Source organism: Rhodococcoides kyotonense, from assembly GCF_001645385.1.
In the GTDB taxonomy this organism is placed as follows: domain Bacteria; phylum Actinomycetota; class Actinomycetes; order Mycobacteriales; family Mycobacteriaceae; genus Rhodococcoides; species Rhodococcoides kyotonensis_B.
The window spans coordinates 17,463-43,999 of sequence record NZ_LVHI01000006.1; the positions used below are offsets into that span (position 1 = coordinate 17,463).

Sequence of the window (26,537 nt, forward strand, 5' to 3'; positions counted from 1 at the left end):
GAAGCCGAATATCAGAACGCGGCTTCGTCGAGCTCCATGACGTCGAGGTCGAGGTTCGTCAGGATGGTGCGAGTTGCCGTGAGCTGCGGGAGCACGTTCTTGGCGAAGAACGATGCCACAGCGACCTTGCCCTCGTAGAAGGCCTTGTCTGCGCCCTCGGCACCGTTGTCGAGTGCCGTGATGGCGATCTCGGCCTGACGCTGCAGCAGCCAGCCGATGAGCAGGTCACCGAAGGCCATGAGGAAGCGCACGGATGCGAGTCCGACCTTGTACAGCTCGGTCGGGTGTTCCTGAGCGCCCATGAGCTGCTGGGTCATCGAGGTGACGATGGCCTGCACGTCTTCGAGCGCGGTGTTCAGCAGTGCGCGCTCTGCCTTGAGGCGGCCGTTGCCCGCTTCGCTGTCGATGAACGACTTGATCTGTCCTGCAACGTGAGCCAGCGCTACGCCGCGGTCACGGGCGATCTTGCGGAAGAAGAAGTCCTGCGCCTGGATGGCCGTGGTGCCCTCGTACAGCGAGTCGATCTTCGAGTCACGGATGTACTGCTCGATGGGGTAGTCCTGCAGGAAGCCGGAACCACCGAGAGTCTGCAGCGACTCTGCCAGCTGGTGGTACGCGATCTCCGAACCGACACCCTTGACGATGGGCAACAGCAGGTCGTTGACGCGGAAGGCGAGGTCCTCGTCGGCGCCGGACACCTGCTTCGCGGTGATCGGATCCTGGTGGGCGGCCGTGAACAGGTAGACCGCGCGGAGGCCCTCGGCGTACGCCTTCTGCGTCATCAGGCTGCGTCGAACGTCGGGGTGGTGCGTGATGGTGACGCGCGGCGCGGACTTGTCCGTCATCTGCGTCAGGTCGGCGCCCTGGACACGCTCCTTGGCGTAGTCGAGTGCGTTGAGGTAGCCGGTGGACAGCGTGGCAATTGCCTTGGTGCCGACCATCATTCGTGCATGCTCGATGACGTCGAACATCTGCGCGATGCCCTTGTGGACCTCGCCGACGAGCCATCCCTGTGCGGGAATGCCGTGGCCGCCGAACGTCAGTTCACACGTGGCCGACGCCTTCAGGCCCATCTTGTGCTCGACGCCGGTGACGAAGACGCCGTTGCGCTCGCCCAGCTCGCCCTTCTCGAAGTCGAAGTGCGTGTTCGGGACGAAGAAGAGGCTGAGTCCCTTGGTGCCGGGTCCTGCGCCCTCGGGGCGGGCCAGCACGAGGTGGAAGATGTTCTCGAACAGGTCGTCGGAGACGGCCGAGGTGATGAAGCGCTTGACGCCCTCGATGTGCCAGGAGCCGTCTTCCTGCTTGATCGCCTTGGTGCGGCCTGCGCCGACGTCGGATCCGGCGTCCGGCTCGGTGAGAACCATCGTGGCGCCCCACTGGCGCTCTGCGATGACCTTGGCCCATCCCTTCTGCTCGTCGGTTCCGTTGTGGAACAGCACGTTGGCGAAGGAAGGTCCGGCGGAGTACATGAATGCAGCGGGCTGAGAACCGAGGAGCATCTCGTTGATGGCCCAGCCCAGGTTGCGAGGTGCAGCGATGCCGCCGATCTCCTCGTCGAGGCCGACGCGCCACCATTCACCGTCGTAGAGCGCCTTGAACGACTTCTTGAACGAGTCGGGCAGCTTCAGGGTGTGGGTCTCGGGGTCGAACACGGGTGGGTTGCGGTCCGCGTCCGCGAAGGATTCGGCCAGCGGGCCCTCGGACAGGCGTACTACCTCGCGAAGCATGTCGCGGGCCGCCTCGCCGTCGAGGTCGCCGAAGTTGTCACCCGAGAGGGACTCGTCGAGCCCGAACAGCTCGAAGAGGTTGAACTCGAGATCCCGAAGGTTGCTCTTGTAATGGCCCATTGCGTCGCTCTCCAGTCGGTGGTGCGGTCTCGTGAGTACCGCCCAAGTTAGCTACTCGTCGGTAACATAGAGGCATGTTACCCCCGTTCGTTCCGGCTGCCAAGACCGGACTTACCGGCGAGTAGCAAAGCATCGATGGCGGTACCACTGTCAGTTGTTCTGAGCCTTCTGTCGCATCGAGAAACGACGGCTCGATCCCCGACATCGATCGCCAATTCCTCTGCCGTATAAGTTAGTTCGGGATTCTGGGGTCCGCCCACCCCAGCGGAGATGTTGTCGGAATGATGCCCGAGAATCATGAGGATTCCGTCAGGTTTCAGCGCGTCGAGCGCGTTGCGGATTGCTTTGCGGCGTTGCTCGTGGGGCAGATGTAGATACAGCACGAGAACCAAGTCATACGTCGGCTTGGGAGCGATCTGCGTCACGTCCGCATGAACCCACGTCAGCCGGTCGCGGACCGACTTCGGCGACCGCGACGCGATCTCGTGCCCCTTCGTCAGTCCGACCGCAGAGAAGTCGACGGCCGTCACCTCCCAGCCGCGCGTAGCGAGCCAGAGCGCGTTGCGCCCCTCGCCCGACGCCAGATCCAGCGCACGACCGCGCGGCAGCGACGTGGCGATCTCGACGAGCGTCTGATTGGGCGGCGCTCCGTAGACCAGATCCCGGCTCGAATACTTGCGGTCCCAGTCTGCGGCGTCCATGTCACGAGCCTATCGGCGTGACACCGCAGCCAGCAGCCCGGCTGAAACAGGCTGTCCTACAGCGTCGTACGCAGCATCAGGACGTTGTAGTTCTGATGCACGGTGGCGAGGAAGTAGAGATCCCGGCCCGACGACCACGGGTGAATGAACGGCGCGTATGCGCTCGGGAGTTGTCGCGTGTCGACGACGACCTCGGGCGGACTCCACGGACCGGTGGGGGACGAGGCACGCCGCATCACGATGGAGTTGAAGGGGTCGGTGGTGAGCATCAGGTACTGACCCAGGTACTCGTTGTACGCGACGGACAGCTCACCGACGTTGTCGACGATCGGGACAGCTGCTGCCGGGTCGTTCTTCTTCCACTCGCTGCCGTTCCAGTACTCGTACTCGCCGAGATTCAGGATGTCCTTCTCGGGCACCCGTGCGACGTGACCGAAGTTGCCTCGTCCCGGAGGGGTTCCGTAGACGTACACGAAACCGCCGTCCTTCAGGAACGCGTTCTGCTGGAAGTTGCGGTTCCCGCCGTCGCAGTTGCGCTGCGTCTCGGGGACGACCGCCCAGTTCTCGCCGTTGTCGCCCGAAACGGCGAGGCCGGAGTAGTTGGTCTCCCACTTGCCGGGCTGGCCCCAGTTCTTGACCGACATCAAGCTCATGAACTGGTTGGGGCCGAGGGCGACCCCGGCCGTCGGAATGCGGCTGATCTCGACGAACGGGATCTTCGGGCTGGGAACGAGTTCCTTGGCTTGGCCAAGTGGGTCGCGAACGATGCTGTCGAAGTTCATGCCGTCGGCGAGATTGCCGTCGCGGCTGCGCACGAGGGAGTTGCTCTTCCAGGACCAGACGCTGCCCTGCAACAGATTGGGCAGGCCGAGTCCTGCGGTGTCGCCGAAGGCGGTGAGGATTTCGCCGTTGCCGTTGTCCCACATGATGCCGAGGTCGGTGCCGAGCATGTTGTAGTTCTGGGTCATGTTGGCGCTGGCGAGGCCTGTCGCCTGCGCGACCGCGACAGTGCGTCCCGTCAGGGGCGGAAGGCCGAACACCCCGTTGAGGCCTGGAATGGGATTGACGGCATTGGGGTTCGCGCCAGCTGGTCCTGCAGAGACCAGCGACAGCACGAGCGCAGCAATACCTACGGCAAGAGATCGTTTCACCAAGCCCCCCGGCTACCACCCTGTTTCGAACGAGCGCCCGGTAGTTTAGCCCAAGAAACCGACAGAAACGGGAAATCGGTTCTCGAACTGCACTGATTCGCCGCGCTAACCTGACCGTGTGAGCACCGACCCGCACCTCGCGAGGGATCTGTCGGTCATGGCCATGCGTCTGAACCGGCAGCTCAGGTTGCGGCATTCCAGCGACAAGATTCCCGTCGCACATCTGTCGATTCTGGCGACGCTGTTTCGCGAGGGGCCGACGACGACGGGTGAGCTCGCCGTGCGAGAGCGGATCAAGCCACCGTCGATCTCACGGTCGTCGTCCGCGCTGCTCGAGATGGGCTTGATCGAGCGTGTTCCGCACCCGACGGACGGTCGCCAGGTGCTGCTGACGCTCACCGACGAGGGCCGTCGAGTGGCGTCGCAGGATGTCGCGTCACGCGAGAGAGTTCTCGCGGAGCAGTTGGCCGAGTTGACGGACGAGCAGCGTGACACGCTGGCCACCGCTGCGGACATCCTGAACGGAATAGTGGAACGGGCCGATTAGCGCTCAGTCGTGATGCACGCTGTCGTCGATCTCCGAGGTGTTCCAGTTCAGCGTCGAGCCGAGTTCTTCGTTGTCGGCTCGCTTCGCGACACGGCCCAGTACGACGGCGACAATCAATGCCAACGCCAACCAGATCGCAATGCCGATGAGTAACCCGACCACATGATGTTTCTAGCACTCGCCTCTGAGAAAAACCGTAGAAACCAGCTAGTCGATTGTTGCGATGCGATCTTGTAGAGATCTTCGGTCGGCAACGAACCAGATGTGTCGGCCACGATTGGACTCGGCGACGAATGCGCGCAGCGACTCGCTGACCTGCGTGAATCTGCTGATGTCACCCACGATGGCCAGCCGAATTCGATAGTTCACCAATTTCTGCGTGAATTCCCCCATCAGCCGAGTTCGGAGCTCGAAGAATTCGGGACGAAATCGTTCGGCAGGAATGGCGATCATTGTTGCTTCAAGTCCGAATGCGTCACCGACCAGGTCGACGGCATCGGATTCCGAACCGAGCTTCGGTCCTTCGGCGTCGACGAACAGGATGGTCATCGCGTCCCCTCGACGAAGGCGTCGACGAGACGCAGCACTTCCGCGGTGTCGAGGGCGTCGCCGATCACGACGATCTTGCAGGTCGACGCGGTGTCGTCGTACGCGGTGTCGATCCGCAGGCGTGTTCCGGCGTTGCCGCGGCCCATGGCGGAAGCCTGAAGCGACGTGGCCAGGCGCGACGCGGTCTGCCGGTCGATCGTGTCGACGGTGACGATGCTGGTGACGTGCACGTCGGGACGATCGGCGGGAGCGTCGCCTCCGGTGAGCGACGCGAGTCCGGCAGGCGTGATGCGGTACTGCTTGCCGATCCGCACCGCGGGCAGCCGGCCGTCCTGGATGTAGTTGCGTACGGTCCGCACGTGCAGGCCGAGAAGCTCGGCGACCTGCTCGGCGGTGTAGAAGTCGTTCCCCATACTTCCCTATCCTACGCTATCGACACCCGTGATCGGTAATGTACAGCGCTCTATACATTCGCACTCACGAGGGCGAAGCGCCCACCCGGCGGACAATCCGCCGCGACGATCGCCAGATCGGACGCATGATCCACGTCCCGCAGCACGTCGAGCATCGTGACCTCCGCGCCCCGGGCCGTCAGGGCCGCCAGCGTCTCGGCACCCGTCTCGGGCGTGGACATCGGCACGTCGAGCAGCGCCCGCGCCAACGACGGGTCGGGGATTCCCAGCGCCCACCACCCGCCGTCCTCGGCCATGCCCAGCACTGATTGCCCGTCGGTCAACCGCGACGCCGACACGTTCAGCAGCTCGGGCGTCACCTGAGGCGTGTCCATGCCGATCTGGAACACAGGTAGCCCGTGGAAGGCGTCCATGTGTGCATTCACGAGTCGCTCGGCGAATCCGTCGCCGCGCTGTCGAACCACGGTGTACGACGCCAACCTGGCGGCGATCTCGGTCCCTCGGGCGGCGGCGTCGAGGTCGCCTGTCAGTGCGACGACGCGGGTCGCGAAGTCGGCGTCCGCGACCGCGTCGAGCGTGTCGAGCAGCGCGGCGGCGGCGATGTCGGCGGCCGCGTCGGCACCGACGGTGGCGGCCAGCCGCGTCTTGGCGAGACCGGGGACCGGGGCCTTGGCGACGACGAGCGCGGTGACGTTCACTCCGACAGCACCTTCCAGAAATCGCGCACCGCGACGACGGTGCCCTTGATCGAACCGGACACCTTCGATGCGCCCGCGGTGCGTGGGCTGTAGGTGACGTCTCGTTCGACGACGCGCCATCCCGCCTTCGACGCGAGCACCAGCAATTGCAGCGGGTAGCCGGAGCGGCGATCGGTGACGTTCAGGTCGAGGAGCGCTGCGCGACGCACCGCGCGGATCGCACCGAGATCGTGCACGGGTAGGCCGTATTTCGTGCGAAGACGCAGGGCCAGAACGTAATTGCCGACGCGTGCATGTATCGGCGAGTGTCTCGATCTGCGGCGCCCCACCACGAGGTCGGCGCGGTCCAACTCCGCGACGAGCATCGGTAGCTCGGCGGGATCCATCGAGCCGTCGCCGTCGAGAACGCACACGATGTCGGTCTCGGCGGCCAGAACCCCGGCGTGCACGGCCGACCCGTACCCGGGCCGGGTCTCGTGGACGACCGACGCCCCGTGCGCGCGAGCGACGTCGGCGGTACCGTCGGTCGAGTTGTTGTCGACCACGACGACGCGGTACCCGATCGGGACGCGCGCGAGAACGCCGGGGAGAGAACCGGACTCGTTCATACACGGGATGATCACGGTCACGTCAGACACTCGGCGCTCCTGTGCTCTGGGCGTCGCGCAGGGGAGCTGTTGCGAACTCGCGCAGTCCGTCCTGTGGCCCTACGGTTGCCTCGAACCCGATCAGCTGTCGCGCCCGCTCCGGGCTCGCGACGATGTGCCGGACGTCGCCCGATCGATACTGGCCCGTCACCTCGGGGGCTGGGCCGTTGCACGCGTCGGACAGTGCGGTGGCGACCTCGCCGATGGTGATCGGCTGTCCGGACGACACGTTCAGCGCCGTGAACCCCGGCAACGCGGCGTCGATCGACAGAACATTGGCCGACGCGATGTCGTGGACATGGACGAAATCGCGGGCCTGCGCCCCGTCTTCGTATACCTGCGGCGCGCGACCGGCCTCGAGCGACGACCGAAACATCGCTGCGACACCGGAATACGGCGTGTTCCGCGGCATGTGCGGACCGTAGACATTGTGGTAGCGCAGCGCTGTCACGGATCCGCCCGTCGCGAGCGACCAGGCGAGTGCGTAGTTCTCCTGGGCGAGCTTGCTTGCGGCATAGGTGCTTCGAGGTTGCAGCGGCGCGTCCTCGGGTACTGGAGTCCACACCAGCACGTCGCCGGTGTCCGGGTCGGTGTTGTCGAAGCGGCCCGAATCCAGATCTGCGCGGGTCCGCGGGCCAGGAACGACGATCCTGCCGTCCGCGGTCCGATACCGTCCCTCGCCGTAGACGACCATCGACGACGCCAACACCAGCCGCGTGCAGCCGGCGTCGGCCATCGCCGCGAGCAACACGGCGGTGCCGAAGTCGTTGTGGCTTGCGTATGCCGGGGCGTCACCGGCATTCACACCGGCGCCGACGACGGCAGCCTGATGACAGACGACGTCGACGCCTTTCAGTGAGGCCGCCAACGCCTCTCGGTCCCGCACGTCGACTGCGGCAATGCCGTCGGAGCGCCCCGAATCACCGTGAGCCGACGCCAGATACGCGTCGACGGCCACTACGTCGTGCTGGGGACGCAGCGCCTCGAGAATGTGGCCGCCTATGAAACCGGCTGCACCGGTGAGCAATACGCGTGTCATGGCAACTCGATCGGGAGGTCGGCGCCGTCGTGGATTCGGCAGGACGAACACGGGCCGGTCGGAGCTGCGCCGATGGCGCCGCGCACCAACGTCTTCAACGGCGCGATGTTTCGCGCGAATTCGGCGAACACGTCGACCGCGCGAACGCCCTGTCCCGCTTCGATTCCTGCATCGAGATCGGTGACGAGGGCGATCGGCGCGTAGCAGAGCTCGAGTTCCCGGGCGAGGACTGCTTCCGGGTGGCCCGTCATGTTGACCAGCGTCCAACCCTGCTGCGCGAACCACTGACTCTCGGCCCGCGTCGAGAACCGCGGTCCTTCGACGACCACCATCGTGCCGCCGTCGACGACTCCGTCCTGCAGTGCCGCAGCACGCAGATCCCCGCAGTACGGATCGGCGAACTCGACGTGCACCCCACCCTCGTCGAAGTACGTCTGCGCGCGCCCGGACGTACGGTCGACGAGCTGGTCGGGTACGACGAAGGTTCCCGGCCCGTACCGGGCCACCAGACTGCCGACGGCACACGGGGCGAAGACGCGCTGTACGCCGAGCGACCGCAGCGCCCACATGTTCGCCCGGTACGGAAGAGTGTGCGGGGAGTACTCGTGCTTCGCGCCGTGTCGAGGCAGGAACGCAACGCTGCGCCCGTCGACATCGCCCACGGTGATGGGCCCACTCGTAGCCCCGTACGGGGTGTCGACCACGACGGACTCGGCGTCGTCGTCGAAGAACGAGTAGAAGCCGCTACCGCCGATGACGGCTACATCGGGGCGGAGACTGGTTGTCATGGTTCCCTCTTCCATCCTCTTCTATGCTGAGCGCAACGAGTGACTCGCACGAACGTTAGGTGAACATCATCCGGTATTGGAGAGAATCCGTCGCGGCCGTTCTTGCCGTTGCACTCGTCGCGGTGGCGTTCGTCGTCCCCTACCTGGGCAACGAGCTCGTCACGCCGATCATCAACAGAACTCCGCAGCAGGTCCGCGATTTCGCCGACGCAGCACCGCTTTTCGGGTTCCGTGAGATCCACTTCGGCTGGGGCACACCGTTCGCGATCCTGCTCGGTGTCGCCGCCGTGCTGTGGGGTCCCGAGATCGCTCGACGGCTGCCGTGGCGACGGCTCCTGCTGTCGACGTGGGCCGCGTCGGGTGCGTGGACCATGTCGCTCGCGATGATCGACGGGTGGCGACGGGGATTCGTCGACCGGCTCGCGTCGACCGACGAGTATCTGCACGAGGTCCCCGGCATCACCGACATCCCGGAGACGTTGCGCGGCTTCTCCGAACGCATCCTCGACTACCAACCCGACTCGTGGACGACGCACGTCTCCGGCCACCCGCCGGGTGCGTTGCTGACGTTCGTGTGGCTCGACCGTCTCGGGCTGAGCGGCGGCGCGTGGGCCGCAGGGCTGTGCGTTGTCGTCGGAACCAGCGCGGCGATGGCGGTCATGGTGGCGCTGCGGGCTCTCGGTGACGAGACGATGGCGCGTCGGGCAGCGCCGTTCGTCGCGATCGCACCTGCCGCGATCTGGATTGCCGTGTCCGCCGACGCGTTCTACACGGGTGTCGTCGCGTGGGGCATTGCGCTGCTGGCCATTTCGACGAAGCATCACCGGTGGCCGGCGTCCATCGCGGCCGGTGTGCTGCTCGGGTTCGGCATCTACCTCAACTACGGTCTCGTGCTGATGGGGCTGCCTGCGATCGCGGTGCTGATCGCGGCGCGCACGGCGTGGCCGTTGATCGGCGCGGTCGCCGGTGCGCTGGTCGTCACGGCGATCTTCACGGCGTACGGCTTCTGGTGGTTCGACGGGTACGAGCTGGTCCAGGAACGCTACTACCAGGGCATCGCCACGGACCGGCCGTTCGCGTACTGGGGCTGGGCCAACTTCGCAGCGCTGTTCTGCGCGTTGGGTGTTGCCGTACCGGCCGCACTGCCGCGCATCTTCACGAGGCTGCATCCGGTGAATCTGCTCGTGCTCGCGGGGCTCGCCGCCGTCGTCATGGCCGACCTGAGTCAACTCAGCAAGGCCGAGACCGAACGCATCTGGCTGCCGTTCGCGATGTGGATGTTGTTGGCCCCCGCGGTACTTCCCGCGCGGACGCACAAGTTCTGGCTCGCCCTGCAGGTATTGGCAGCGCTGCTGATCAATCATCTGCTGTTCACGAACTGGTAGTGCGGCTGCGCCGCCCGTGCGTGCATAGTTGGCCCAGGCACCGACTATCCGCGCACGGGTGCCGAAGGCGCACTGATGCGCGCGAAGTATCGCCCGTGAATCTGCCCGATGTCGACGACGCGTAAGCCGGCCGAGCGTGCCAGATCGGCCGTCGCGTCGGCGCTGACGCTGGCCCACGCAAACCAGTCGCCGACCATCGTGTCGGTCTCCCACCGCACGGTCCGTCGACGTACGGCGCCGTCGCCCGGGGGATCGACCTCGGCGATGATCGTGCCATCGGGGCGGATCAGTTCGGCGGCACGACGCAACAGCCGGACCGGATCTCCGCCGATGCCGATGTTTCCGTCCGCCAGCAGGACGCAGGCCCACTCGCCGGCGTTCGGTAGGGGTTCGAACAGATCTCGCAGCACCGCACGGCCTCCACGCCCGACGGTCAACTGAACGGCCTCACGGGAGGTGTCGACGCCCAGAGCCGAGATGCCGCGTCGCGCAAGACCTTCGGTGAGACGGCCGGGCCCGCAGCCGAGATCGAGTGTGGGACCGCTGCAATGGCCGATCATGCGATTGTCGGCGATACGGTCTTCGGCCGTCGACGCGTCGCCACCCATCCATCGAGCGATCGGCAACGAGACGCGTGTGCCGTCGGAATCTCCCATCCAACAGGGAAGGCCCGAAGAGGCCCGTCGAAACAGCTCGTCGGCTGTGACAGTCATGCAGGCCTCCTGGTGAGTGCGGTGCGAAGTGCATAGGTGATGGCGCTGATCCCGAACAATGCTGCGGTGAGCGCGAGCCACCGTCCGAGGAACGGGTCCTGAGTCAGACCCGTTGCGGCGACATAGGTTTGCGAGCCCTGCGAGATGATCCCGGGCAGGAACAGCACGAATGTCAATGCCGTCCCCATCAACGGGATTCGTATGTAGTTGAGCGGCGATACACGCCAGCGGACGTGAGGGGCGCGGCCGCGGACAGCGGCGATACCGCTCGAGAGAGACCGGTCGACGACTGCGTAGAGCGGGAACAGCACCAGATCGTGCACGACGACGGCCCCTGCGAACCACACTGCGATGGACTGCCACCAGACATCACGATTCCAGAATGTCTGTATGCCTGCCATCCAGACCACATAGCCCATGAGGGCGAAGGCGAAACCCATTGCCAGCACATGCAATGGGTGCGCCCCGTAGAAGCGGACGAAGTACCTCACGAGACAGTCCTGAATTCGATGGTCTCGACCCATTTGGTGTTGTGCACCCCGGGCATGGCCGGGACGATGATGCGAGCCGGGTAACCGTGGTCCGGCGACAGGTCGACTCCATTGACTCGCAGCGCCAGCAGCGAGTCCGGGTGCAGCACCTGATTGGACTGCAGCATCGCCTGACGGAACGGCCCGTCCTTCTCGAGTGACGTGACCTGCGCGGATCCCGGTTCGGGTGTTCCGGCAGCGGCGGCCAGGTCGCGTAGCCGCACTCCCGTCCATGTCTGTACCGTCGACCAGCCCTCGACGCAGGCGATAGGCAACCGGGCAGTGTGTTGAGGCATCGTCAGCAACGCTTCGCGCGTGAAGGTCACCGGCGACGTCCCTCCTGTCAGGGTGAGAGTCCACCCCGCATGGTCTTCGGGAATCCGGGCAGCAGCGGCGGTCCGGTTGACCTGGAAGTCGTTGGGTCCGTCGCCGTAGGAACGGCCACGGGGAAGGAGAATCGCTGCGTTTCGAAGGAATCCGCCCGTCGTCTGCCCGACGGTGAGTACTGCGACGAATGCCGCACCGCCACCGACGAGGGCAAGCGCACCGCGTCGGCTGATAGTGGGCTCCGACGGGTCGGCGGCGATCAGATCGGAGTCGCCGTGCTCCTGCCCGTCACGAAGAGTCTGCATCAGCGAGCGTCCGCGGAGCGTACGAATCATCAACGGTGTCTTGAGAATCGCGTGACTGACGAATCCGGCGATGAAGATCCACGCGCCCCAGTAGTGGGCCGTGTAGAAGCTGAAGCCGAAGATGTAGTCGTACTGGATGTTCAGAACACCGGTGACGATCTCGAACAGGATGCCCCCGACGAGCGCGAGGAGCGAAAGACGTTCGAGCGCTTGGGCAATCGACCGTACGGGTGGTGTCGTGAAGAGCTTCGGAATGACCGACCACAGTTTGGCCAACACGATCGGAACGAGCACCAGTCCGAGTCCGACGTGCAAGCCTTGCGTGAGGCGATACAGCCAGACGGGATCGGTGGGCCAATCGAACTGCGGCAACCGCAGCCAGCCGACGTCGCCGGGCATCGCCTGCCCGAACTGCGGTCCATACGCGATGTAGGACAGCAGCCCGGTGACGATGACGATCGGCAGGCCGACGAGCAGAACCGCTCCGAGAACCGAGGTGAACCACGGTCCGCGGAGCGGGCTGCGAAAACCCATCGGTGTTTTACGCAGTGGCGATGGTGATGGTTGCGACGCCCACGAGCAGGCCCGGGGTGACGGCGTCGGTCTTGAACGTATCGTTCAGCAGGCCGGCTGCGGTCTCCGAGATCTTGACCTGGGTGCCCTGCAGGATCGCGGTGTTGTCGGGGCCGGTGGCCAGCGGGTTCAGGGTGCGGCCGTCGAGATCGAAGATGACGGCATCTTCTGCGGCGACGTCGCCGTTCACCGTGACCGTGCCGGTCAGCAGAGACGTTCCCGGATCGATGTCGAAGTCCGTCAGCTCGACGACGGTGTCACCTGCGGTCAGCGAGAGTCCGCTGCCGTCGTGCATGATCTCGCCCTGCACGTACGGGTCGACGGTGCCCGGCTCCCAGTACTTGACCTCGCCGCCGGTGATCGGGAAGGAGATGGAACCGTCTGCGAGAGTGGCGGTTCCGATGGTTCCTGGGGTGAGGCCCAGGGTCGTGAGCGCGCCGGTGAATCCGGGGTCGAGGGCCACCGCGGTGCTGACGCCGTTGGACAGGTCGTCGACCTCGGCAACAGGCTCCGGGGTAGCTTCGGCCGAGGTGGCTGCTGCCGACGTGGTGTCGCTGGAGCTGGAGCTGGACGAATCGTCGCTGGAGCACGCCGCGAGCGGTACGAGCGTCATCGCACCGATTGCGGTGGCGGCCATGACTTTACGGATCGAGATCATGATGATTTTTCTCCCTTGCGTTGGCTCGTCTTACCCGAGCGTTGTGGGGGATTCGCCGCAGCCTCGAATCCGGATGGGTCGAAAGTCGATGGCCGGTTCACCCGGCGCTCGTTCGTCTTCCAGCGACGCCGCCATACATGTTGTGGCGGTGGCATATTCGACGCTACATCGGCAAGGGGGCAGGGTCACTCGTTCAGCACGATCGTTACGGCCCGTGACACATCACGGTACGATTCGTTACCGTACCGTGATGTTTGAATTTCGCCTGGGCGCTCAGCCCAGAATCAGATCCGCGGCCTTCTCGCCGATCACGACACTCGGCGCGTGGGTGTGCCCGCGGATGATCGTCGGCATGATCGACGCGTCCGCGACGCGCAGCTTGTCGACACCGCGCACCCGCAGGTCCGGCGTGACGACGCTCGACGCGTCGCTACCCATGCGGCAGGTGCTGACGGGGTGGTACAGCGTGTGCGCGTTCTGTTCGAGCGCCTCGGTGAGGAGGTCGTCGGCGGAGGCGTCGGCACCGACCCTCGGCCGCACGATGTCGCCGAGCAACCCCTTGAGCGCCGGCTGCGACGCGATCTGCGTACACACGCGCAGTCCCTCGATCATCGCCTGCCGGTCCACCCCGTCGGGATCGCTGAGGTAGCGGGGTTCGATGATGGGCTTGGCGAGCGGGTCGGCGGAGCGCAACGTGATCTCGCCGCGGCTTTCGGGCCGGAGCAGGACGGACCCGATGACGGCCGCATGCGCGTCGGGCGCGATGAGGCCTTCGTCGAAGAACGGCGCGGGCGCGTAGATCAGCTCGACGTCGGGCAGCGAGACGCTGTCACGACTCCTGATGAACCCGTACGCCTCGGCCACGTTGGACGTGAGCATTCCGCGTCGTCGGACGAGGTAGTTGACCAGTTCGGGGATCTTCTCGGCGAAGAACAGCGAATCCTTCTCGACGCTCCAGCCGATCAACGCGGCGAGGTGGTCGGTGAGGTTCTTGCCGACGTGAGGCGAATGGTGCAGGACCTCGATGCCGTGTGCGTCGAGCTGTGCCTTGTCTCCGATGCCGGACAGCATGAGAAGCTGCGGTGAATTGACCGCCCCGCCGGCGAGAACGACTTCGCGCGCGGCACGCACGGTACGGACGACACCACCCGAGACGTATTCGACGCCTACCGCCGCGGTCCCGTCGAACACCACTCGCTGCGCCTGCGACTCGGTGAGAACGGTCAGGTTGGAGCGCTTGCGGATCGGCTTCAGGTACGCGTCCGCCGTGCTCCACCGCGCCCCACGCTTCTGCGTGACCATGGTCTGCGAAAAGCCTTTCGGCTCCGGCAGATTCGCGGGTTCGACGGGGTAGCCGGCTTCGCGCACGGCCTCGAGGAACGACGACGTCAGTGCACGCGGGCTGCGTTGGTTCGACACGATCAACGGGCCGGAGTTGCCGGCGTCGAGAGCTGTTGCGTTCTCGATGCTTTCTATCTTGCGGAAGTAGGGGACGATCTTGTCGAACGACCACGACGAATCGGCCAGTGACGCCCATTCGTCGTAGTCGGCCGCGAATCCGCGCACCCACATCATGGCGTTCATCGACGACGACCCGCCGAGCATCTTGCCTCGCGGCCAGAAGATGCTGCGGCCCTTCAGTTCGGGCTGGGGCTCGGAGTCGTAGTCCCAGTCGACGTCGCTCCGGAACAGTTTCGAGAACGCCGCCGGAATGTGCGCGAACTTGTTCTTGTCCTCCGGCCCCGCTTCGAGGAGGACGACGCTGTTGCGTGGGTCGGCGCTCAGCCGGTTCGCCAGCACAGCCCCCGAGGATCCTGCGCCGACGACGACGTAGTCGGCGATCGATGGGTGGTCCATGTTTCCCCCTTATCCGCGCAACGCCGAGGCGAAGATCGCGGGAAGTTTCGCCCACGACGGCTTACCGGCGAATGCTGTCAGCAACCTACCTGTCGTGGCGGCCGTTCGGTTGGAAAGGAACCACGGAGGTTTGGGGGTGAGCGCCCATTCCCGGGCCAGCAGCGAGCGCGGCGCCGGCCGGAACGGGCCGCGCACCACCGTCCGTTCTGCGCCGTCGATCAGCAAAGCGTTGTGCACGATGCCGATTCCACTCTGGACGTCGTCGATGGTGTGTCCGGGAAATGCGCCCCACGTGGCTGCGGCGGAGAGGAATCCGAGGCCCGTCCACGTATTGACGGCAACCGTTCCATAGCGCAGTTCGGCGAGAAGGGATTCGAAGCGATCGCCCATCTCGGCGATCGTCGAGGGATGCGCGATGATGTTGATCCCGAGCGTTCCGACGAAGTCGTCGTTCGCGGTCTGCACTGCCTTCTCGGCGAATGAGTTTCCGGTGCAGGGTAGTTCGACGACACCGAGGACCGGTGCGAAGTACTCGGTGGTCAGCAGGGCCGTTTCGTCGCCCGGATCGATGTCGCCGATCAGCACGCGTCCGTTGCTCAACCGTTCCGACCGGGGATAGCTGTCGAGCGCGCCGGTCACCCGCGCGTCGCTGCCGGGGTAGTAGGCGCGGCGACCGGGCGCGCGGTCGAGGGCGTCACGCAGGGCGGCGAGGAATTCGTCGCGCTGGTCCCATGCCGACGAGATGATCACCGCCTGCGCTGCGACGCAGTTGTAGCCGTTGTTGTGCAGTCGTTGTGTGGCGATGTGTTCGGCCTGGAACTCGATGTCCGCGCGGCTCCACTTGCCGGGAAGCACGATGGTCGGTGACACGCCACCGAGTTCGCTCGTCATGGGTTTCGTCAGGATCGGGTCGTTGGCTGCTTTTCGTTCGGCGCCGGTCTCACCTGGACCGAACACGATGGCGTCGTGCGTGATCGAACTACCGGTCATGTGCACGTGCGCCACCGACGGATGCTGCACGAGGTACGTTCCGACTTCCGGGCCGCCGGTCAGAATGCGGACCGCGCCGACCTCGATCAGCGGCGCCAACACCGTCGTCAGGACGGGCAGCATCGGATCGGTGATGGGGTTGAGCTTCAATGCGACGACGCGGTTGTGCGCGAACAGCTCGTAGAACGTGTCCAGCGGTGCGATCGACGTGATGTTGCCTGCACCGAGGACGGCGCCGATGCCGCCGGTCCGCGTCGGCTCACGTTGGGCCAGCCCGGCGCTGCGGGTCGCAGTCGCTGCATCGATGCCGGGTTTCAGCCAGACGTCGGCGCGAAAACCGCTGAGCAGCAACGAATCGTACATGGTCATCGGTAGGACCTGAACGGTCGTGCGGTCGCCCGGGGCCGAACCGAACTCGACCGACGCGAGCGGGCTGTTGCCGGAGTCCAGCGCAGTCAACGTGTGGATGAGCGTGCTCGCTCCGCCGGCGAACGCGTAGGGCCCCGACATCCACTCCTCACCGAGCAGCGGCGACGACTCGCTCAGGCCCTTGATCACGCGGGCGGCGTCGACCCATTCGTTGCCGTGCTCGACAGTGAGGTCACGGACGCGACCGAGAAGATCCGCGCGCTTCGACAGCGACAGCGACGCCCATGTCTTCTCGCCCTCGCCGAGCTCTGCGAGGGCCGTGTCGACGGCATGGCGTGCCTCGATCTCCGCGTTCCGATCGACGTGCAGATGGGTTGTGGATCGTTCGGTCACTTCGGGCAGCCCCCGTCTCGCTCGGCATCGGTCCTTCGCTGTGATTGTCATCGCAACCGAACGCGGACGCTATGGGCGGACGCTGTCGACTTCTTGTGCCGTCGCACAAAGAAACTGTGGCCTGGCTAACACCGGGTGATCTAGCATCGAATCATGACGACTGCACCGGCCGCCACCGCGTCCTACGAGCTGGCGGCGCCGCTGATGGATGCGGTGGACAGCCTCACCGACGAGCTAGTTCGACGCATCCTCGACGCCGAGCACGGGTATGTCGAGTCCACGTCGTTGACGCGGGAGCAACTTCGCGAGGCTTGTTTCGCGAACGTCACGGCGCTGATCTCGAACCTCGCGGGCATACGACCGATCGACTTGGACTCCGCGCGAGCAGCGGGTCGCTTGAAGGCCGAACAGGGCGTTCCGCTGGCCGCTCTGCTCCATGCGTTTCGATTGGGCGGACGCCTCATCTGGGAAGAACTCATGGAGCGTTCGGAGGCGGACCGACCACGGGCGCTGCTCGACATCGCTGCCCAGGTGTGGGCCCTCGTGGACGTCTACTCCGATGCAGCGGCGGACGCCTATCGACTGAGCACCGAGGCCAGGGCCGAGCAGGACGCCGATGTGCGACGACGGCTCGTCCGCGCGGTGTTCGCCGGTCACGGATCGAATCCGGCCGCCGTCTCCGACGCACTGCGCACGTTCCGTATCCCCGAGCGTGGCAGTTTCGTCGTCGTGTCGGCCGAGGCGTCCTGCGCCGACATCGCTACTCGCGGGGTCGATGCGATCTGGGACAGCGAGGTCGACGGCGTGCTCGGACTGTTGTTCGCCGGTTCCGATGCCCTTCTCGACGCCGTCGTCGACGCCATTCCTGCCGGCAGCGGCAACATCGGCGTCAGCTCACTGTTCTCGTCTCCGTCCGGTACGCCTGCCGCGGTCGAGCAGGCAAGGCTCGCCCGGGCGTGTGCACGCGTGGACGATTCCGCGTCGACGCGGTTCGACTCGGTTCCGGTCCCGCTGCTGCTCGCCGGAAACCCCGATTCCGGACGCACCGCAGGACGGCAGATCCTCGGTAAACTCCTCGATCTCCCCGACGCCGAGAGGTCGAGCCTGCTGGCCACGTTGGACGCGTGGTTCCGCTCCAAGGGGTCGACCACCGACGCAGCCGAACGGCTGCACTATCACCGCAACACCGTGCTGTACCGCTTGCGGCGGATACAGGAGTTGACGGGGCGGGACTTCCTCGACCCGGTCCACGCGTCGGAGTTGTTCATCGGGTTACGTGCTTATCAGCTGTGCATGGACGGCTCGATCCAGTGAGCCCGCATACACGGGCGAGCCTGGCGGCCGACGCGGCAGCACTGGGTCTCGGCGACGGGAACATCGTCATGATGCACGCGGCGTTCAGCCGAGTCGGTCCGGTTCTCGGAGGCCCCGATGCGCTCGTCGACGCCGTGCTCGACGTCGTCGGGCCGTCGGGAACGGTTGTGTCGTACCAGGATTGGGGCGTCGGTGTCGACATCTGGAACGACGACGGCAGTGTGCAGGAGCCGCTGCGCGCGCACGTCCCTCCGTACGACCCCGCGACGTCCCGGCCCGCTCGCGACCACGGCATCCTGGCGTCGACCATTCGTTCCAGGCCCGGTGTGCACACCAGCGCCAACCCGGGAGCTGCCATGTCCGCGTTGGGTTGTCGCGCCGACGAACTGACACGTGATCACCCGATGGACGACGGCTACGGCGCCTCGACACCGTTGGCACGGATCGTCGCGTCGGGTGGCATGGTGCTGATGGTCGGGGCGCCTCTCGACACGATGACGGTGTTGCATCATGCGGAGGCCACCGCCGACATACCGGACAAACGTCGCGTGCGCATCGAATACCCGCTACGGGGTGACGACGGCAGCACGGTCTGGCGGTGGGTGGAGGAGTTCGACACGTCGAGACCGATCGTCGACGGCCTGGACGACGACTACTTCGCGTCCGTCGTCGAGGATTTCCTCGCGACCGGTTCCGGCCGTCGAGGCACGATCGGCGACGCGGACAGCGTGCTCGTCGACGCGCGGGAGATCACCGCATTCGCGGTCGACTGGCTGACGCGTCGGAGTCAGTTGCTCGCGACGACGACGTCGAGAATGCCTGCACCGAGAGGAACCGGACCGCAGTAGGGGACGATTCCCGCGCTCGGATCGAGCGCTGCGAGAACGAGTCCCAGCGTCGTCGGATCGTAGGTGATCGTGAAGTGCGCGACGTTGTTGATCGGGCATACGTCCTGCACCACGATGTTCGTCACGTCCGGGTCGTGGAACAGCGCGTTGGTGTAGGGCTGGATCGTCTCGTCGACGCGGGTCGCGATGGACGTGTAGTGGACGCCGGGCACGGTGTCACCGTGTGCGTTCAACTGGTTCAGAAATTCCGATCCCTGAAGCAGTTGCACGAGCGCGGGCCCGAATTCACTCGACACCGCTGTGGTTCCACCCGGAATGGATTGCACGACAGGGGAAAAGCCGTACGCGTTTCCGCCGTAGGTCGGTGACGCGATACCGATCCATTCGTCGACGACGGCCGCCCCGCCCAACTCGTTGGTGTAATACCGTGACACCGCGGCGCCTTGCGAGTATCCGACGATGTCCACCTTCTCGGCGCCGGTTCGCGCGAGAACGCGTTCGGTGAAGTCCTTCAGTTCGGCTGCGCTGTCGCGAATGTCGCTGTATCCGTAAGTCGTTCCGTCAGGCGACGCGCCGTAGTTCAGTGCATACGCGCAGTACTCCTGTGTCTGCAGGACCGGACCGAGGCCCGCCCAGTCGGCATACGCCGTCGCATCGGTGCCGTGCACCAGGATCACGGGGTTCGGATGGTTCGGTGACGGCACGCACGAGGTGTCGTTGACGCCGGGTGGTGTCGAGTTCGGATGCGCTTCCGAGTAACGGATCGCGTCGGCATGACTGGATTGCGCAGGGCCGGGAACGGACGGCACGACGGGCTGTGCCGTCGCGATGCCGGCACCGAGCGCGATCGCTACCGTGCAGAAAGCCACAGTCAGTGTGCGGTTCACACAATCCCTCGCGCATTCTCCCCCGCGTTGCCTTCACGATATGCCGGTCGTGGTGACTTGTCGCAGCGAGCGAGGGGATGTATCGGGATTGTTCACAAAAGGCAGGTCGGTCGTTACACGCCGATAACTCCGTGAAGAGCCGGTGACGGGAATCGAACCCGCCTCTCAACCTTGGGAAGGTCGCGTTCTACCAATGAACTACACCGGCGTTTCGGGTCGTACGACCCGCGAGAAGACACTGTAGCAGCACGGGGATGCGTCAGATGTCGATGGTGACGCCCCGTAGCAGCTCGAGTGCGTCGGCTGCGGGGACAGGTCGGGATATCAGGTAGCCCTGGGCGCGTCGGCATCCGAGCCCCACCAGAACGTCGGCGGCCTCACGCGTCTCGACGCCCTCGGCGATGACGTCGAGATCGAAGGATGCAGCGAGTCCGACGACCGAAGCGACGATCGCGACGTCGTCTCGATCGGCAGTTCCGAGGCTGGCCACGAATGCCCGGTCGATCTTCAAGGCATCGACCGGTAGTTCCTTCAGGTGCGACAAAGAGCTGTAGCCGGTGCCGAAATCGTCGATGGCGACGTGGACACCGTGACGGCGCAGCCCGTGCAGGGTTCGTCGGGTGCGTTCCAGATCCTTCACGACGGCGACCTCGGTGATCTCGAGACACAGTGACGCGGGCGCGATGCCGTACTGCCGCAGCACCGCCGCGACGGTGCGTACGAAGTCGGTGGACACCAACTGTGTGGGTGAGACGTTCACCCGCATCGAGATGTCGAGTCCGGGTAGTGTGCTGCGCCAGTCGGCCAGCGTTCGGCACGCGTTCTCGAGTACCCACCGGCCGAGTTGGGGTGCGAGGTTGGTCGCTTCGGCGACGGGGATGAAGGCATTCGGGGGCAGGAGGCCACGGATCGGGTGCTGCCATCGCACGAGGGCTTCGAATGCCGTGACCCTGCCGCTGATCAGGTCGATCTCCGGCTGGAAGTGCAGCAGCAATGCGTTGTCCTCGATTGCATTCCGCAGATGCACCTCGACGTCGCTTCGCAGTTCGCTCTCCCGCTGTACCTCTTCGTTGAACTGCGCAATGTTTCTGCCGCCGTCGGCCTGCGCGATCAGCGCGGCCTGGTCGGCGCCTTTCAACGCGGCCTCGGCGGAGATGCGTCCCGGGTGGGCGACGGATATCCCGATGTTCGCTCGACGGTTTCCGTCCACGCCAGGCGCATTCAGCGCTCCGACTGCATCGAGGACGGACTTCGCGGTCACCGTGGCGATGTGGGCGTTGGCGGGTCCGCGCAGCACGATGACGAATTCGTCGCCGCCCAGACGTGCGATCACCGCGTCCGATCCGATCTCGGTGCGCAGGGTCTCTGCCACGGCGACGATGTATTCGTCCCCGGCAAGATGGCCGAGAAAATCGTTGAGCGCCTTCAATTGATCGAGGTACAGGGCCAGTACCGCGATCGGTCCGGTCGAATGATCGTCGAGTCGCTCGTGCAGATACGTGAGCAGTGCACGGCGGTTGAACAAGCCCGTCAGCTCGTCGTGCGTCGCGGCGTACCGGACGCGATTCTCGGCGTCGACTCTTGCGTGGACCTGTGTCATCAGGGCCGCGATGGCCCTGAGGGCGTTCAGTTCGTCGTACGACCATTCACGCGCGGACACTGTTCCGAACCCGAGGGCACCCACCGTGACACCGTTGTCGACCATCGGCACGACTGCCAAGGTGTCGGCGACGAATCCGGACGCCGACTCGACGAGTTTCCGGTATCCGTCGGCTCCGTCGCCGGCGCGGATGACGCGAATGTCGCGCAGCAGTTCGGTCGACGCGAACACGGGTTCGGCGTTCACGAACGAGACGATGTGCAGCGGGTCCGGATGCTTGACGTCGGTGCGCGGCGGCCATTCGGCGATCAGCACACTCGACCGTGTGTCGAAATCGACGTGGCGGAGGAACGCGATGTCCAGTTCGAAGCTGTTGACGAGTCCTCGGACAACTGCCTCGTAGGTCTCGCGGGCGGTCGCGGCGTCGGCGCCCATGAGCTGGGTCGCGACATCGGTCACCACAGCATCCAGACTCCGACGTCGATTCAGTTTCCTCTCCTACCTCGAGACTCCCCGCGTCACGGAGCTGACTCTACAGCCGAGACCAGCATGTTCCGCATGTCTTCTTCCGGAACGGGGCGCGAGAAGAGGTAGCCCTGTGCGCGATGACATCCGACAGCGAGTAGTTCGGACTGCGCCGCTTCGGTCTCGACGCCTTCTGCGATCAGGTCGAGGTCGAATGCTCTCGCGAGCGAGGCGATCGATCGAACGATGGCCTGGTCGCTTGCATCCGAGTCGAGATGCTCGACGAACTCGCGGTCGATCTTGAGCGCGTCGACCGGAAGGATCTTCAGGTGCGCCAAAGAGCTGAACCCGGTACCGAAGTCGTCGATCGCGATACTCACACCCAGCTCGCGGAGCATCGTAAGGACCTTCGCTGTCTGCCCGGTGTCCTGGACGACGGCGTTCTCGGTGATCTCGAGGCAGAGATGGGTGGGGGCCACCGAGCCCGAGGTCAGTGCGCGCGCGACGATGTCGACGAATTCGGTCGCCAGGAGCTGGGCAGGCGAGACGTTCACGCGCAGAACGATGTCCAGCGTCGGAATGTCTCGGGCCCACTCACTGTAGGTGCGTAGCGCATCCTCGAGGACCCATCGGCCGAGTTCGGTTGCGAGATCCGAGGATTCGGCGATGTCGATGAAGTCCGCAGGGGGTAGTAATCCGCGTGAGGGGTGCTGCCACCGAACCAACGCTTCGACGGCGGTGATGCGACCGGTCTGCAGGTCGATCTCCGGTTGGTAATGCAGTGTCAGCTCTCCGTTTTCGATCGCCGAATGCAGATGCAGTTCGACGTCGTTCCTCAGCGCGTTGCGGGCTCTGATGGTGGAGTCGAACAATGCGACGCTGTTTCCGCCGGTTCGCTTCGCCACCAACGCGGCCTGGTCGGCGTTCGCGATCACCTCGTGCACACTGTCGACACCCGGATATGCCGTCGTCACACCGATACTCGCGGTTCGGTTGATCGCGTCACCGGCGATGAGAACCCGGGTGGAGGAGACCGCGTCGAGCACTCGGCATGCCACGTCGTACGGCGACGCGGTCTTGCCGTCGATCGTCGCGGGCTGGAGTACGACGACGAATTCGTCTCCGCCCCATCGCGCGATGCTGACGTCGGGATCCAGCACACCCCGCAGGGTGTCGGCCAGTGCGCACAGATAGGCGTCCCCTGCGGTGTGACCGTAGAAGTCGTTGAGTGCCTTCAATCGATCGAGGTCGAGGAACAGGACCGCGACCGGCCCGCCGGTGGCCTTGGCGTCGAGCCGGCGTTCCAGATCGTCGGTCACGCCACGCCGATTCGACAATCCGGTCAGTGCATCGTGCTCGGCCGCCGTGCGCAGTGACTCCTCGGCCTCGATTCGAGCGTGCACCTGCGTGAACATGGACGCGATCGCGACCAGAGCGTTGGTCTCCTGTTCGGACCAGTCGCGGTCGCCGCCCTTGATGAGTCCGACCCATCCGATCGACCTGCCCTGGACGAGCGGGACGACCGCCATGGACGTGACCGCGTACCCGGACGCAGCCTTGACCCGTCGTCGATATTCTTCTTCCTCGGGACGCGGCCGAAACACCTTGGGGTGCAGCAGATGCTCACATGCTGCGAAGACGGGGTCGGCGTCGGCGAAGTACACGACTCCGAGGGGGTCCGGATCGGGGGCGTCCGGCCGGGCGGGCCACTCGGCCACCATGACCGTGGAGCGGTTGTCGTAATCGGTGTGGCGAAGGTACGCGGCGTCCACACCGAAGTATTCGACGAGAGTGCGCAGTACTCGCGTGTACGCGGTCATCACCGACGCTGCATCGACTCCCATGAGTTCCGATGCAACGTCGGTGACGAGAGCGTCGAGACTACGGATGTGTTTCATGGCTACCCCCGGCCATCTCGACGCCCGCCCGACAGCGGTTGACTCAGTTCTGCGGTACGGCGCCCGACTCTACCGGCTCCTCGGCCACATGAGACCGCGTTCGACGACGGCTGCGCACAGCCGTCTCGTCGGTGTGAGACAAACGCAGAACCAACGCGATCGACTCTCCGGTGTCGATTCCGACGATCGACTCGAACTGCTCTTTCAGCTGTGCCAGGGCCTGGGCGTAGTGCGCCGACAATTCGTCGAATTCCGCGGGCTCGTGAGCGTAGATGAACACCGGTGACGCGGGATGGACTGCGAGACCGTGTTCCTCGGCGGTGATCCACACGTTCTGAGTGCCGGATCCGCCGCGCACGAAATCGGCGGGTGTGTCCCCTGAAACGATCGTGACCGCAAGACCCGAACTGGACATGATGCGCTCGTGACTGTCCTCGCCGAGGGCGACGCCCGCGTCCCAATCATGAAGCAGCGCCATCACATCCGAGCGACGCGACACGTCGAGCTTGACGAGGTCCGTCGGATCGAGCGCCAACGCGTGAACGTCGATTCCGGTGTTCGGATCGGCCTGCCCCGGCCAACGAAGTTCCGAGATCATCTCCGAATGCAGCGAGTTCGTCAGATAGCGGATGCGATCGGACTCGGCGATGATGTCGGCGACGCGCTCGATCGCGTCGCGGTCGGTGACGAGCGCCAGACGCGTACCCTCGGCGTCCGCCGCGTCGGACAACGCGGACCTCGTCGCGTCGTCGAACGGACGGGGCGTTCCGAGATTCCGATTCGTGACACGGGACAGCACACGTGGGTACTTGGCTGCCAGATCGGTGTCGGTGCCGTCGGTCAGCGACAGGGTGATCTGTGCCGTGTCTCCGTTCGTTCGGATTTTCGGCTGTCCGACCAGACCGCGGTCCGCTGCAGCGACGCGAGCGTTGAACAACGCCGCACCCAACGCGACGTGGCTGCCGCGGTACGCGACGTCGAGCCCGGAGGTTCGGTGCGTGTCGACCTCGAGTGCGATCGATCCCTCGGAGACCGTGATGTGCCACGGCTGGACGTTCCCTCCCGAGGGCGCCCGGTTCGCGGCGTCGGCGATCGCGTCGAAGGAGCTTGCGGTCGCGGTCGTGGACTCGTCGGCGGACAGCGGAGAAACCGCGCCGTCGATGTGCACGTCGCCGGTCGGTACGGCGAGTGCGTCCAGATGCTCGTCGATGTGGATGCGGACGCGACCGGACTCGAGCTTCTGCCCGAGTCCGAAGCGTCGAACCGCGCCCGCGACCGACGCGCCTCCCAACCCGACCTCACTGCCGAGCTGCGGCCAGGTCGTCGTCGTACGGTCGACCTCGATCATCGACGCCGCCATACGAGCGGACAGGTCGTCGGCCCCCAGGAGCGCCAGTACGTACGGCACCTTGTCGTGCGTCGACAGTCCCTTCAGCGTGCTCGATTCGATGTCGCCGAGAAGGCCGTGGAACAGAGCCCGCTCCGGCTCGAGGTCGAAGCGTTCGACGTCGAGCAAGCCACGGTCACTGGTCTCCATGATGACGGGCACGCCGTGTGCGCGGGCATGCTCACGGACGAGGAGTTTGACGTCGAGCGAGTCGCATTCCTCGATCACGAGGTCCAGGCCGTCGACGAAGCTGTCGGCGGATTCGGCGGTCACGCCACGGTCGTCGATTTCGATCGGCAGGTACGGGTCTATCTCCGCGATTCGGCGTGCGGCGACGATGGGCTTCGTGATACCCAGATCGAGCAGGGTGGCGGGAATGCGATTCAGGTTGGACAGTTCGATCTCGTCGAAGTCGGCGAGTCGCAGTGCGCCGCAGACTCCGTCGAGAGCCAGTGCGTAGGCAATGGCATGTCCGACGCTCAGGCCGACGATGCCGATCTTCAGCGTCGAGAGTCGATCCTGTTCCTCGGCGGTGATCTTGTTGCGATTGCGGTCGAGCCGGAGTCGGCGGAAGGCGGCGGGTCCCAGTGTCGCGACGACGGTTCGACGCCACGGGTAGTGCACCCACCGCATCGGTTCGTCGAGAATCTCCTGCGGCGGAGGCGGTGTCAGCCGCGCGAGTCCTTCGCGTTGTACCGACAGTGTGTCGAGAAACTCGATCGTCGGATCGTCGCGCAGCCGCCTGAGTTCCGCGCGGTCCGCCGAGTCGGTGTCGTCGAGAACGATTGCTTGCCAATGTGTGGTCATGATGCAGCAGCCTCCGTGGGGATGGGGGCGCGGCCCAACAGAGCGTCGACCGCGTCGGAGATGTAGCGATAGGTTTCGGCACTCGCAGTCGCATGTATCGCGCGATGATCCCACCAGAGGAGTCGAGTGTTGTAACGGTGGTCGGGGTACGGCACTGGGTCGATGTGGGCCGCCATCACGGCACCCGAGTCGAGATAAGGGCCCACAGCGTGGTCAGCGCTCGTCGCGAGAGTGAAGCGGCATCCGAGAACTGCGGCGGCCAGCGATGCACCGATGGCGCCGAGGTATCCGGGTCTACCGCACCGAGGTCCGTCGACCGACGACCACACGGTCTTCATTTCCACGACGCCATGTGGAAGCCGATCGGCCACCATCGACCGCAGTGCGGTTCGGCCGGTCGGCGACGACGCCCACTCCAGATCCGCGTGGGTCTGCTGGGGGTAGGAGTACGGGCCCTGAACCCGAAGACCTCCACACAATTCTCCCGATCTGCTCAGCTTCGCGAAAAACAGCGACGTCGTCGACCCGTCTGCGATTCGCTCGTACTCCAATGCTTTCTCGACACCGAAATGCGAATAACTCTCTCGCGCGCCCTCGACGAATTCTCGCCACAGGTCCGGGCGTGCGCTCGGCGTGGTGGCCAGCACCGTGCACTGCAATTGATGGTCGAAATAGCTCGACTCGGGTGGAACGAGAACGTGATTACGCATTCGTTCTCCGACTCTCCGATCGAGCACGAAGGTGGAATTCATCGTCATCCCTCTGTGATAGCCCCGTGATGAGGCCAGAATTGGTGGACATTGCTCATTATCGGGGCAAATGGAACGAACGTGAGTCCGGCGAAATTTCCG

General features: G+C 65.2%; 25 protein-coding genes and 1 tRNA gene. 4 read left to right on the forward strand and 22 right to left on the reverse strand.

Going from position 1 to position 26,537, the window contains the following annotated elements:
* Window positions 1–11 precede the first annotated feature (11 nt).
* The 3 genes from A3K89_RS04885 to A3K89_RS04895 all read right to left on the reverse strand — a co-directional run bounded on the left by A3K89_RS04885 (window position 12) and on the right by A3K89_RS04895 (window position 3,699).
* Complete coding sequence (locus A3K89_RS04885; RefSeq protein ID WP_068422706.1) at window positions 12–1,847, reverse strand: acyl-CoA dehydrogenase; 1,836 nt, start codon at window positions 1,845–1,847, stop codon at window positions 12–14.
* 77 nt (window positions 1,848–1,924) lie between these two features.
* Window positions 1,925–2,548, reverse strand: a complete 624-nt coding sequence (locus A3K89_RS04890) for a class I SAM-dependent methyltransferase (RefSeq protein WP_068422709.1) — start codon at window positions 2,546–2,548, stop codon at window positions 1,925–1,927.
* A 56-nt stretch (window positions 2,549–2,604) separates the two neighbouring features.
* Window positions 2,605–3,699, reverse strand: a complete 1,095-nt coding sequence (locus tag A3K89_RS04895; protein ID WP_068422712.1) for a DUF4185 domain-containing protein — start codon at window positions 3,697–3,699, stop codon at window positions 2,605–2,607.
* 118 nt (window positions 3,700–3,817) lie between these two features.
* On the opposite strand from A3K89_RS04895, the gene A3K89_RS04900 reads away from it, so the two are divergent.
* On the forward strand, window positions 3,818–4,246 hold the full coding sequence (locus A3K89_RS04900) for a MarR family winged helix-turn-helix transcriptional regulator (protein WP_254303425.1): 429 nt from the start codon (window positions 3,818–3,820) through the stop codon (window positions 4,244–4,246).
* 3 nt (window positions 4,247–4,249) lie between these two features.
* On the opposite strand, the gene A3K89_RS25940 is transcribed toward A3K89_RS04900, so the two are convergent.
* From A3K89_RS25940 to A3K89_RS04930, 7 genes are read right to left on the reverse strand one after another with little or no spacing between them, the layout of a single operon-like run.
* On the reverse strand, window positions 4,250–4,408 hold the full coding sequence (locus tag A3K89_RS25940) for a hypothetical protein (RefSeq protein ID WP_165839641.1): 159 nt from the start codon (window positions 4,406–4,408) through the stop codon (window positions 4,250–4,252).
* A gap of 45 nt (window positions 4,409–4,453) precedes the next feature.
* Window positions 4,454–4,795 (reverse strand): DUF4180 domain-containing protein, encoded by a 342-nt coding sequence (locus A3K89_RS04905; RefSeq protein ID WP_068422714.1) that lies wholly within the window; start codon window positions 4,793–4,795, stop codon window positions 4,454–4,456.
* Entirely contained in the window at window positions 4,792–5,208 is a 417-nt protein-coding gene (locus tag A3K89_RS04910) for a helix-turn-helix domain-containing protein (protein ID WP_068422716.1), read from the reverse strand. Before A3K89_RS04910 ends, A3K89_RS04905 begins: the two co-directional genes overlap by 4 nt.
* 50 nt (window positions 5,209–5,258) lie before the next feature.
* The gene (locus tag A3K89_RS04915) at window positions 5,259–5,906 is read right to left on the reverse strand and encodes a TIGR04282 family arsenosugar biosynthesis glycosyltransferase (protein WP_068422719.1); all 648 of its coding nucleotides are present in this window, start codon (window positions 5,904–5,906) and stop codon (window positions 5,259–5,261) included.
* The gene (locus A3K89_RS04920) at window positions 5,903–6,544 is read right to left on the reverse strand and encodes a glycosyltransferase family 2 protein (RefSeq protein ID WP_217266251.1); all 642 of its coding nucleotides are present in this window, start codon (window positions 6,542–6,544) and stop codon (window positions 5,903–5,905) included. Before A3K89_RS04920 ends, A3K89_RS04915 begins: the two co-directional genes overlap by 4 nt.
* Complete coding sequence (locus A3K89_RS04925; RefSeq protein ID WP_068422722.1) at window positions 6,537–7,592, reverse strand: NAD-dependent epimerase/dehydratase family protein; 1,056 nt, start codon at window positions 7,590–7,592, stop codon at window positions 6,537–6,539. Before A3K89_RS04925 ends, A3K89_RS04920 begins: the two co-directional genes overlap by 8 nt.
* Window positions 7,589–8,380, reverse strand: coding sequence for an S-methyl-5'-thioadenosine phosphorylase (locus tag A3K89_RS04930; RefSeq protein ID WP_068422986.1), 792 nt, complete (start codon window positions 8,378–8,380; stop codon window positions 7,589–7,591). Before A3K89_RS04930 ends, A3K89_RS04925 begins: the two co-directional genes overlap by 4 nt.
* A 65-nt stretch (window positions 8,381–8,445) precedes the next feature.
* Here A3K89_RS04930 and A3K89_RS04935 point away from each other — a divergent pair, with 65 nt between their 5' ends.
* Entirely contained in the window at window positions 8,446–9,765 is a 1,320-nt protein-coding gene (locus A3K89_RS04935; RefSeq protein ID WP_157105248.1) for a hypothetical protein, read from the forward strand.
* 44 nt (window positions 9,766–9,809) lie between these two features.
* Here A3K89_RS04935 and A3K89_RS04940 read toward each other — a convergent pair whose 3' ends face one another.
* From A3K89_RS04940 to A3K89_RS04965, 6 genes are all read right to left on the reverse strand, one after another.
* Window positions 9,810–10,478, reverse strand: coding sequence for a methyltransferase domain-containing protein (locus A3K89_RS04940; RefSeq protein WP_068422728.1), 669 nt, complete (start codon window positions 10,476–10,478; stop codon window positions 9,810–9,812).
* Window positions 10,475–11,002 (reverse strand): hypothetical protein, encoded by a 528-nt coding sequence (locus tag A3K89_RS04945; protein ID WP_068422731.1) that lies wholly within the window; start codon window positions 11,000–11,002, stop codon window positions 10,475–10,477. The genes A3K89_RS04940 and A3K89_RS04945 overlap by 4 nt, the downstream gene beginning before the upstream one ends.
* A complete protein-coding gene (locus tag A3K89_RS04950; protein ID WP_068422734.1) occupies window positions 10,966–12,174 on the reverse strand; it encodes a molybdopterin-dependent oxidoreductase in 1,209 nt (402 codons plus the stop codon). Before A3K89_RS04950 ends, A3K89_RS04945 begins: the two co-directional genes overlap by 37 nt.
* Window positions 12,175–12,181: 7 nt before the next feature.
* Complete coding sequence (locus A3K89_RS04955; RefSeq protein ID WP_068422737.1) at window positions 12,182–12,871, reverse strand: hypothetical protein; 690 nt, start codon at window positions 12,869–12,871, stop codon at window positions 12,182–12,184.
* 273 nt (window positions 12,872–13,144) lie between these two features.
* Window positions 13,145–14,728: a GMC family oxidoreductase gene (locus A3K89_RS04960; RefSeq protein ID WP_068422740.1), complete on the reverse strand. Its 1,584-nt coding sequence runs from the start codon at window positions 14,726–14,728 to the stop codon at window positions 13,145–13,147.
* Between the two features lie 9 nt (window positions 14,729–14,737).
* Window positions 14,738–16,456, reverse strand: coding sequence for an aldehyde dehydrogenase family protein (locus A3K89_RS04965; protein ID WP_068422994.1), 1,719 nt, complete (start codon window positions 16,454–16,456; stop codon window positions 14,738–14,740).
* A gap of 177 nt (window positions 16,457–16,633) precedes the next feature.
* Here A3K89_RS04965 and A3K89_RS04970 point away from each other — a divergent pair, with 177 nt between their 5' ends.
* A complete protein-coding gene (locus A3K89_RS04970) occupies window positions 16,634–17,794 on the forward strand; it encodes a PucR family transcriptional regulator (protein WP_068422743.1) in 1,161 nt (386 codons plus the stop codon).
* Entirely contained in the window at window positions 17,791–18,642 is an 852-nt protein-coding gene (gene aac(3) / locus A3K89_RS04975; protein WP_068422746.1) for an aminoglycoside 3-N-acetyltransferase, read from the forward strand. The genes A3K89_RS04970 and aac(3) overlap by 4 nt, the downstream gene beginning before the upstream one ends.
* Here the strand turns inward: aac(3) and A3K89_RS04980 are convergent.
* The 6 genes from A3K89_RS04980 to A3K89_RS05005 all read right to left on the reverse strand — a co-directional run bounded on the left by A3K89_RS04980 (window position 18,582) and on the right by A3K89_RS05005 (window position 26,438).
* Window positions 18,582–19,529 (reverse strand): esterase/lipase family protein, encoded by a 948-nt coding sequence (locus A3K89_RS04980; RefSeq protein WP_068422749.1) that lies wholly within the window; start codon window positions 19,527–19,529, stop codon window positions 18,582–18,584. The genes aac(3) and A3K89_RS04980 overlap by 61 nt on opposite strands.
* A gap of 137 nt (window positions 19,530–19,666) precedes the next feature.
* A tRNA-Gly gene (locus tag A3K89_RS04985) sits at window positions 19,667–19,737 on the reverse strand.
* A 51-nt stretch (window positions 19,738–19,788) separates the two neighbouring features.
* Window positions 19,789–21,588 carry a putative bifunctional diguanylate cyclase/phosphodiesterase gene (locus A3K89_RS04990; protein WP_254303426.1) on the reverse strand — a complete coding sequence of 600 codons (1,800 nt, stop codon included), beginning with the start codon at window positions 21,586–21,588 and terminating at the stop codon, window positions 19,789–19,791.
* A 59-nt stretch (window positions 21,589–21,647) separates the two neighbouring features.
* On the reverse strand, window positions 21,648–23,492 hold the full coding sequence (locus A3K89_RS04995; RefSeq protein ID WP_068422751.1) for a putative bifunctional diguanylate cyclase/phosphodiesterase: 1,845 nt from the start codon (window positions 23,490–23,492) through the stop codon (window positions 21,648–21,650).
* Window positions 23,493–23,535: 43 nt separating this feature from the next.
* On the reverse strand, window positions 23,536–25,686 hold the full coding sequence (locus tag A3K89_RS05000; protein ID WP_068422754.1) for an Rv1355c family protein: 2,151 nt from the start codon (window positions 25,684–25,686) through the stop codon (window positions 23,536–23,538).
* On the reverse strand, window positions 25,683–26,438 hold the full coding sequence (locus tag A3K89_RS05005) for a hypothetical protein (protein ID WP_157105238.1): 756 nt from the start codon (window positions 26,436–26,438) through the stop codon (window positions 25,683–25,685). Before A3K89_RS05005 ends, A3K89_RS05000 begins: the two co-directional genes overlap by 4 nt.
* Window positions 26,439–26,537: the final 99 nt, after the last annotated feature.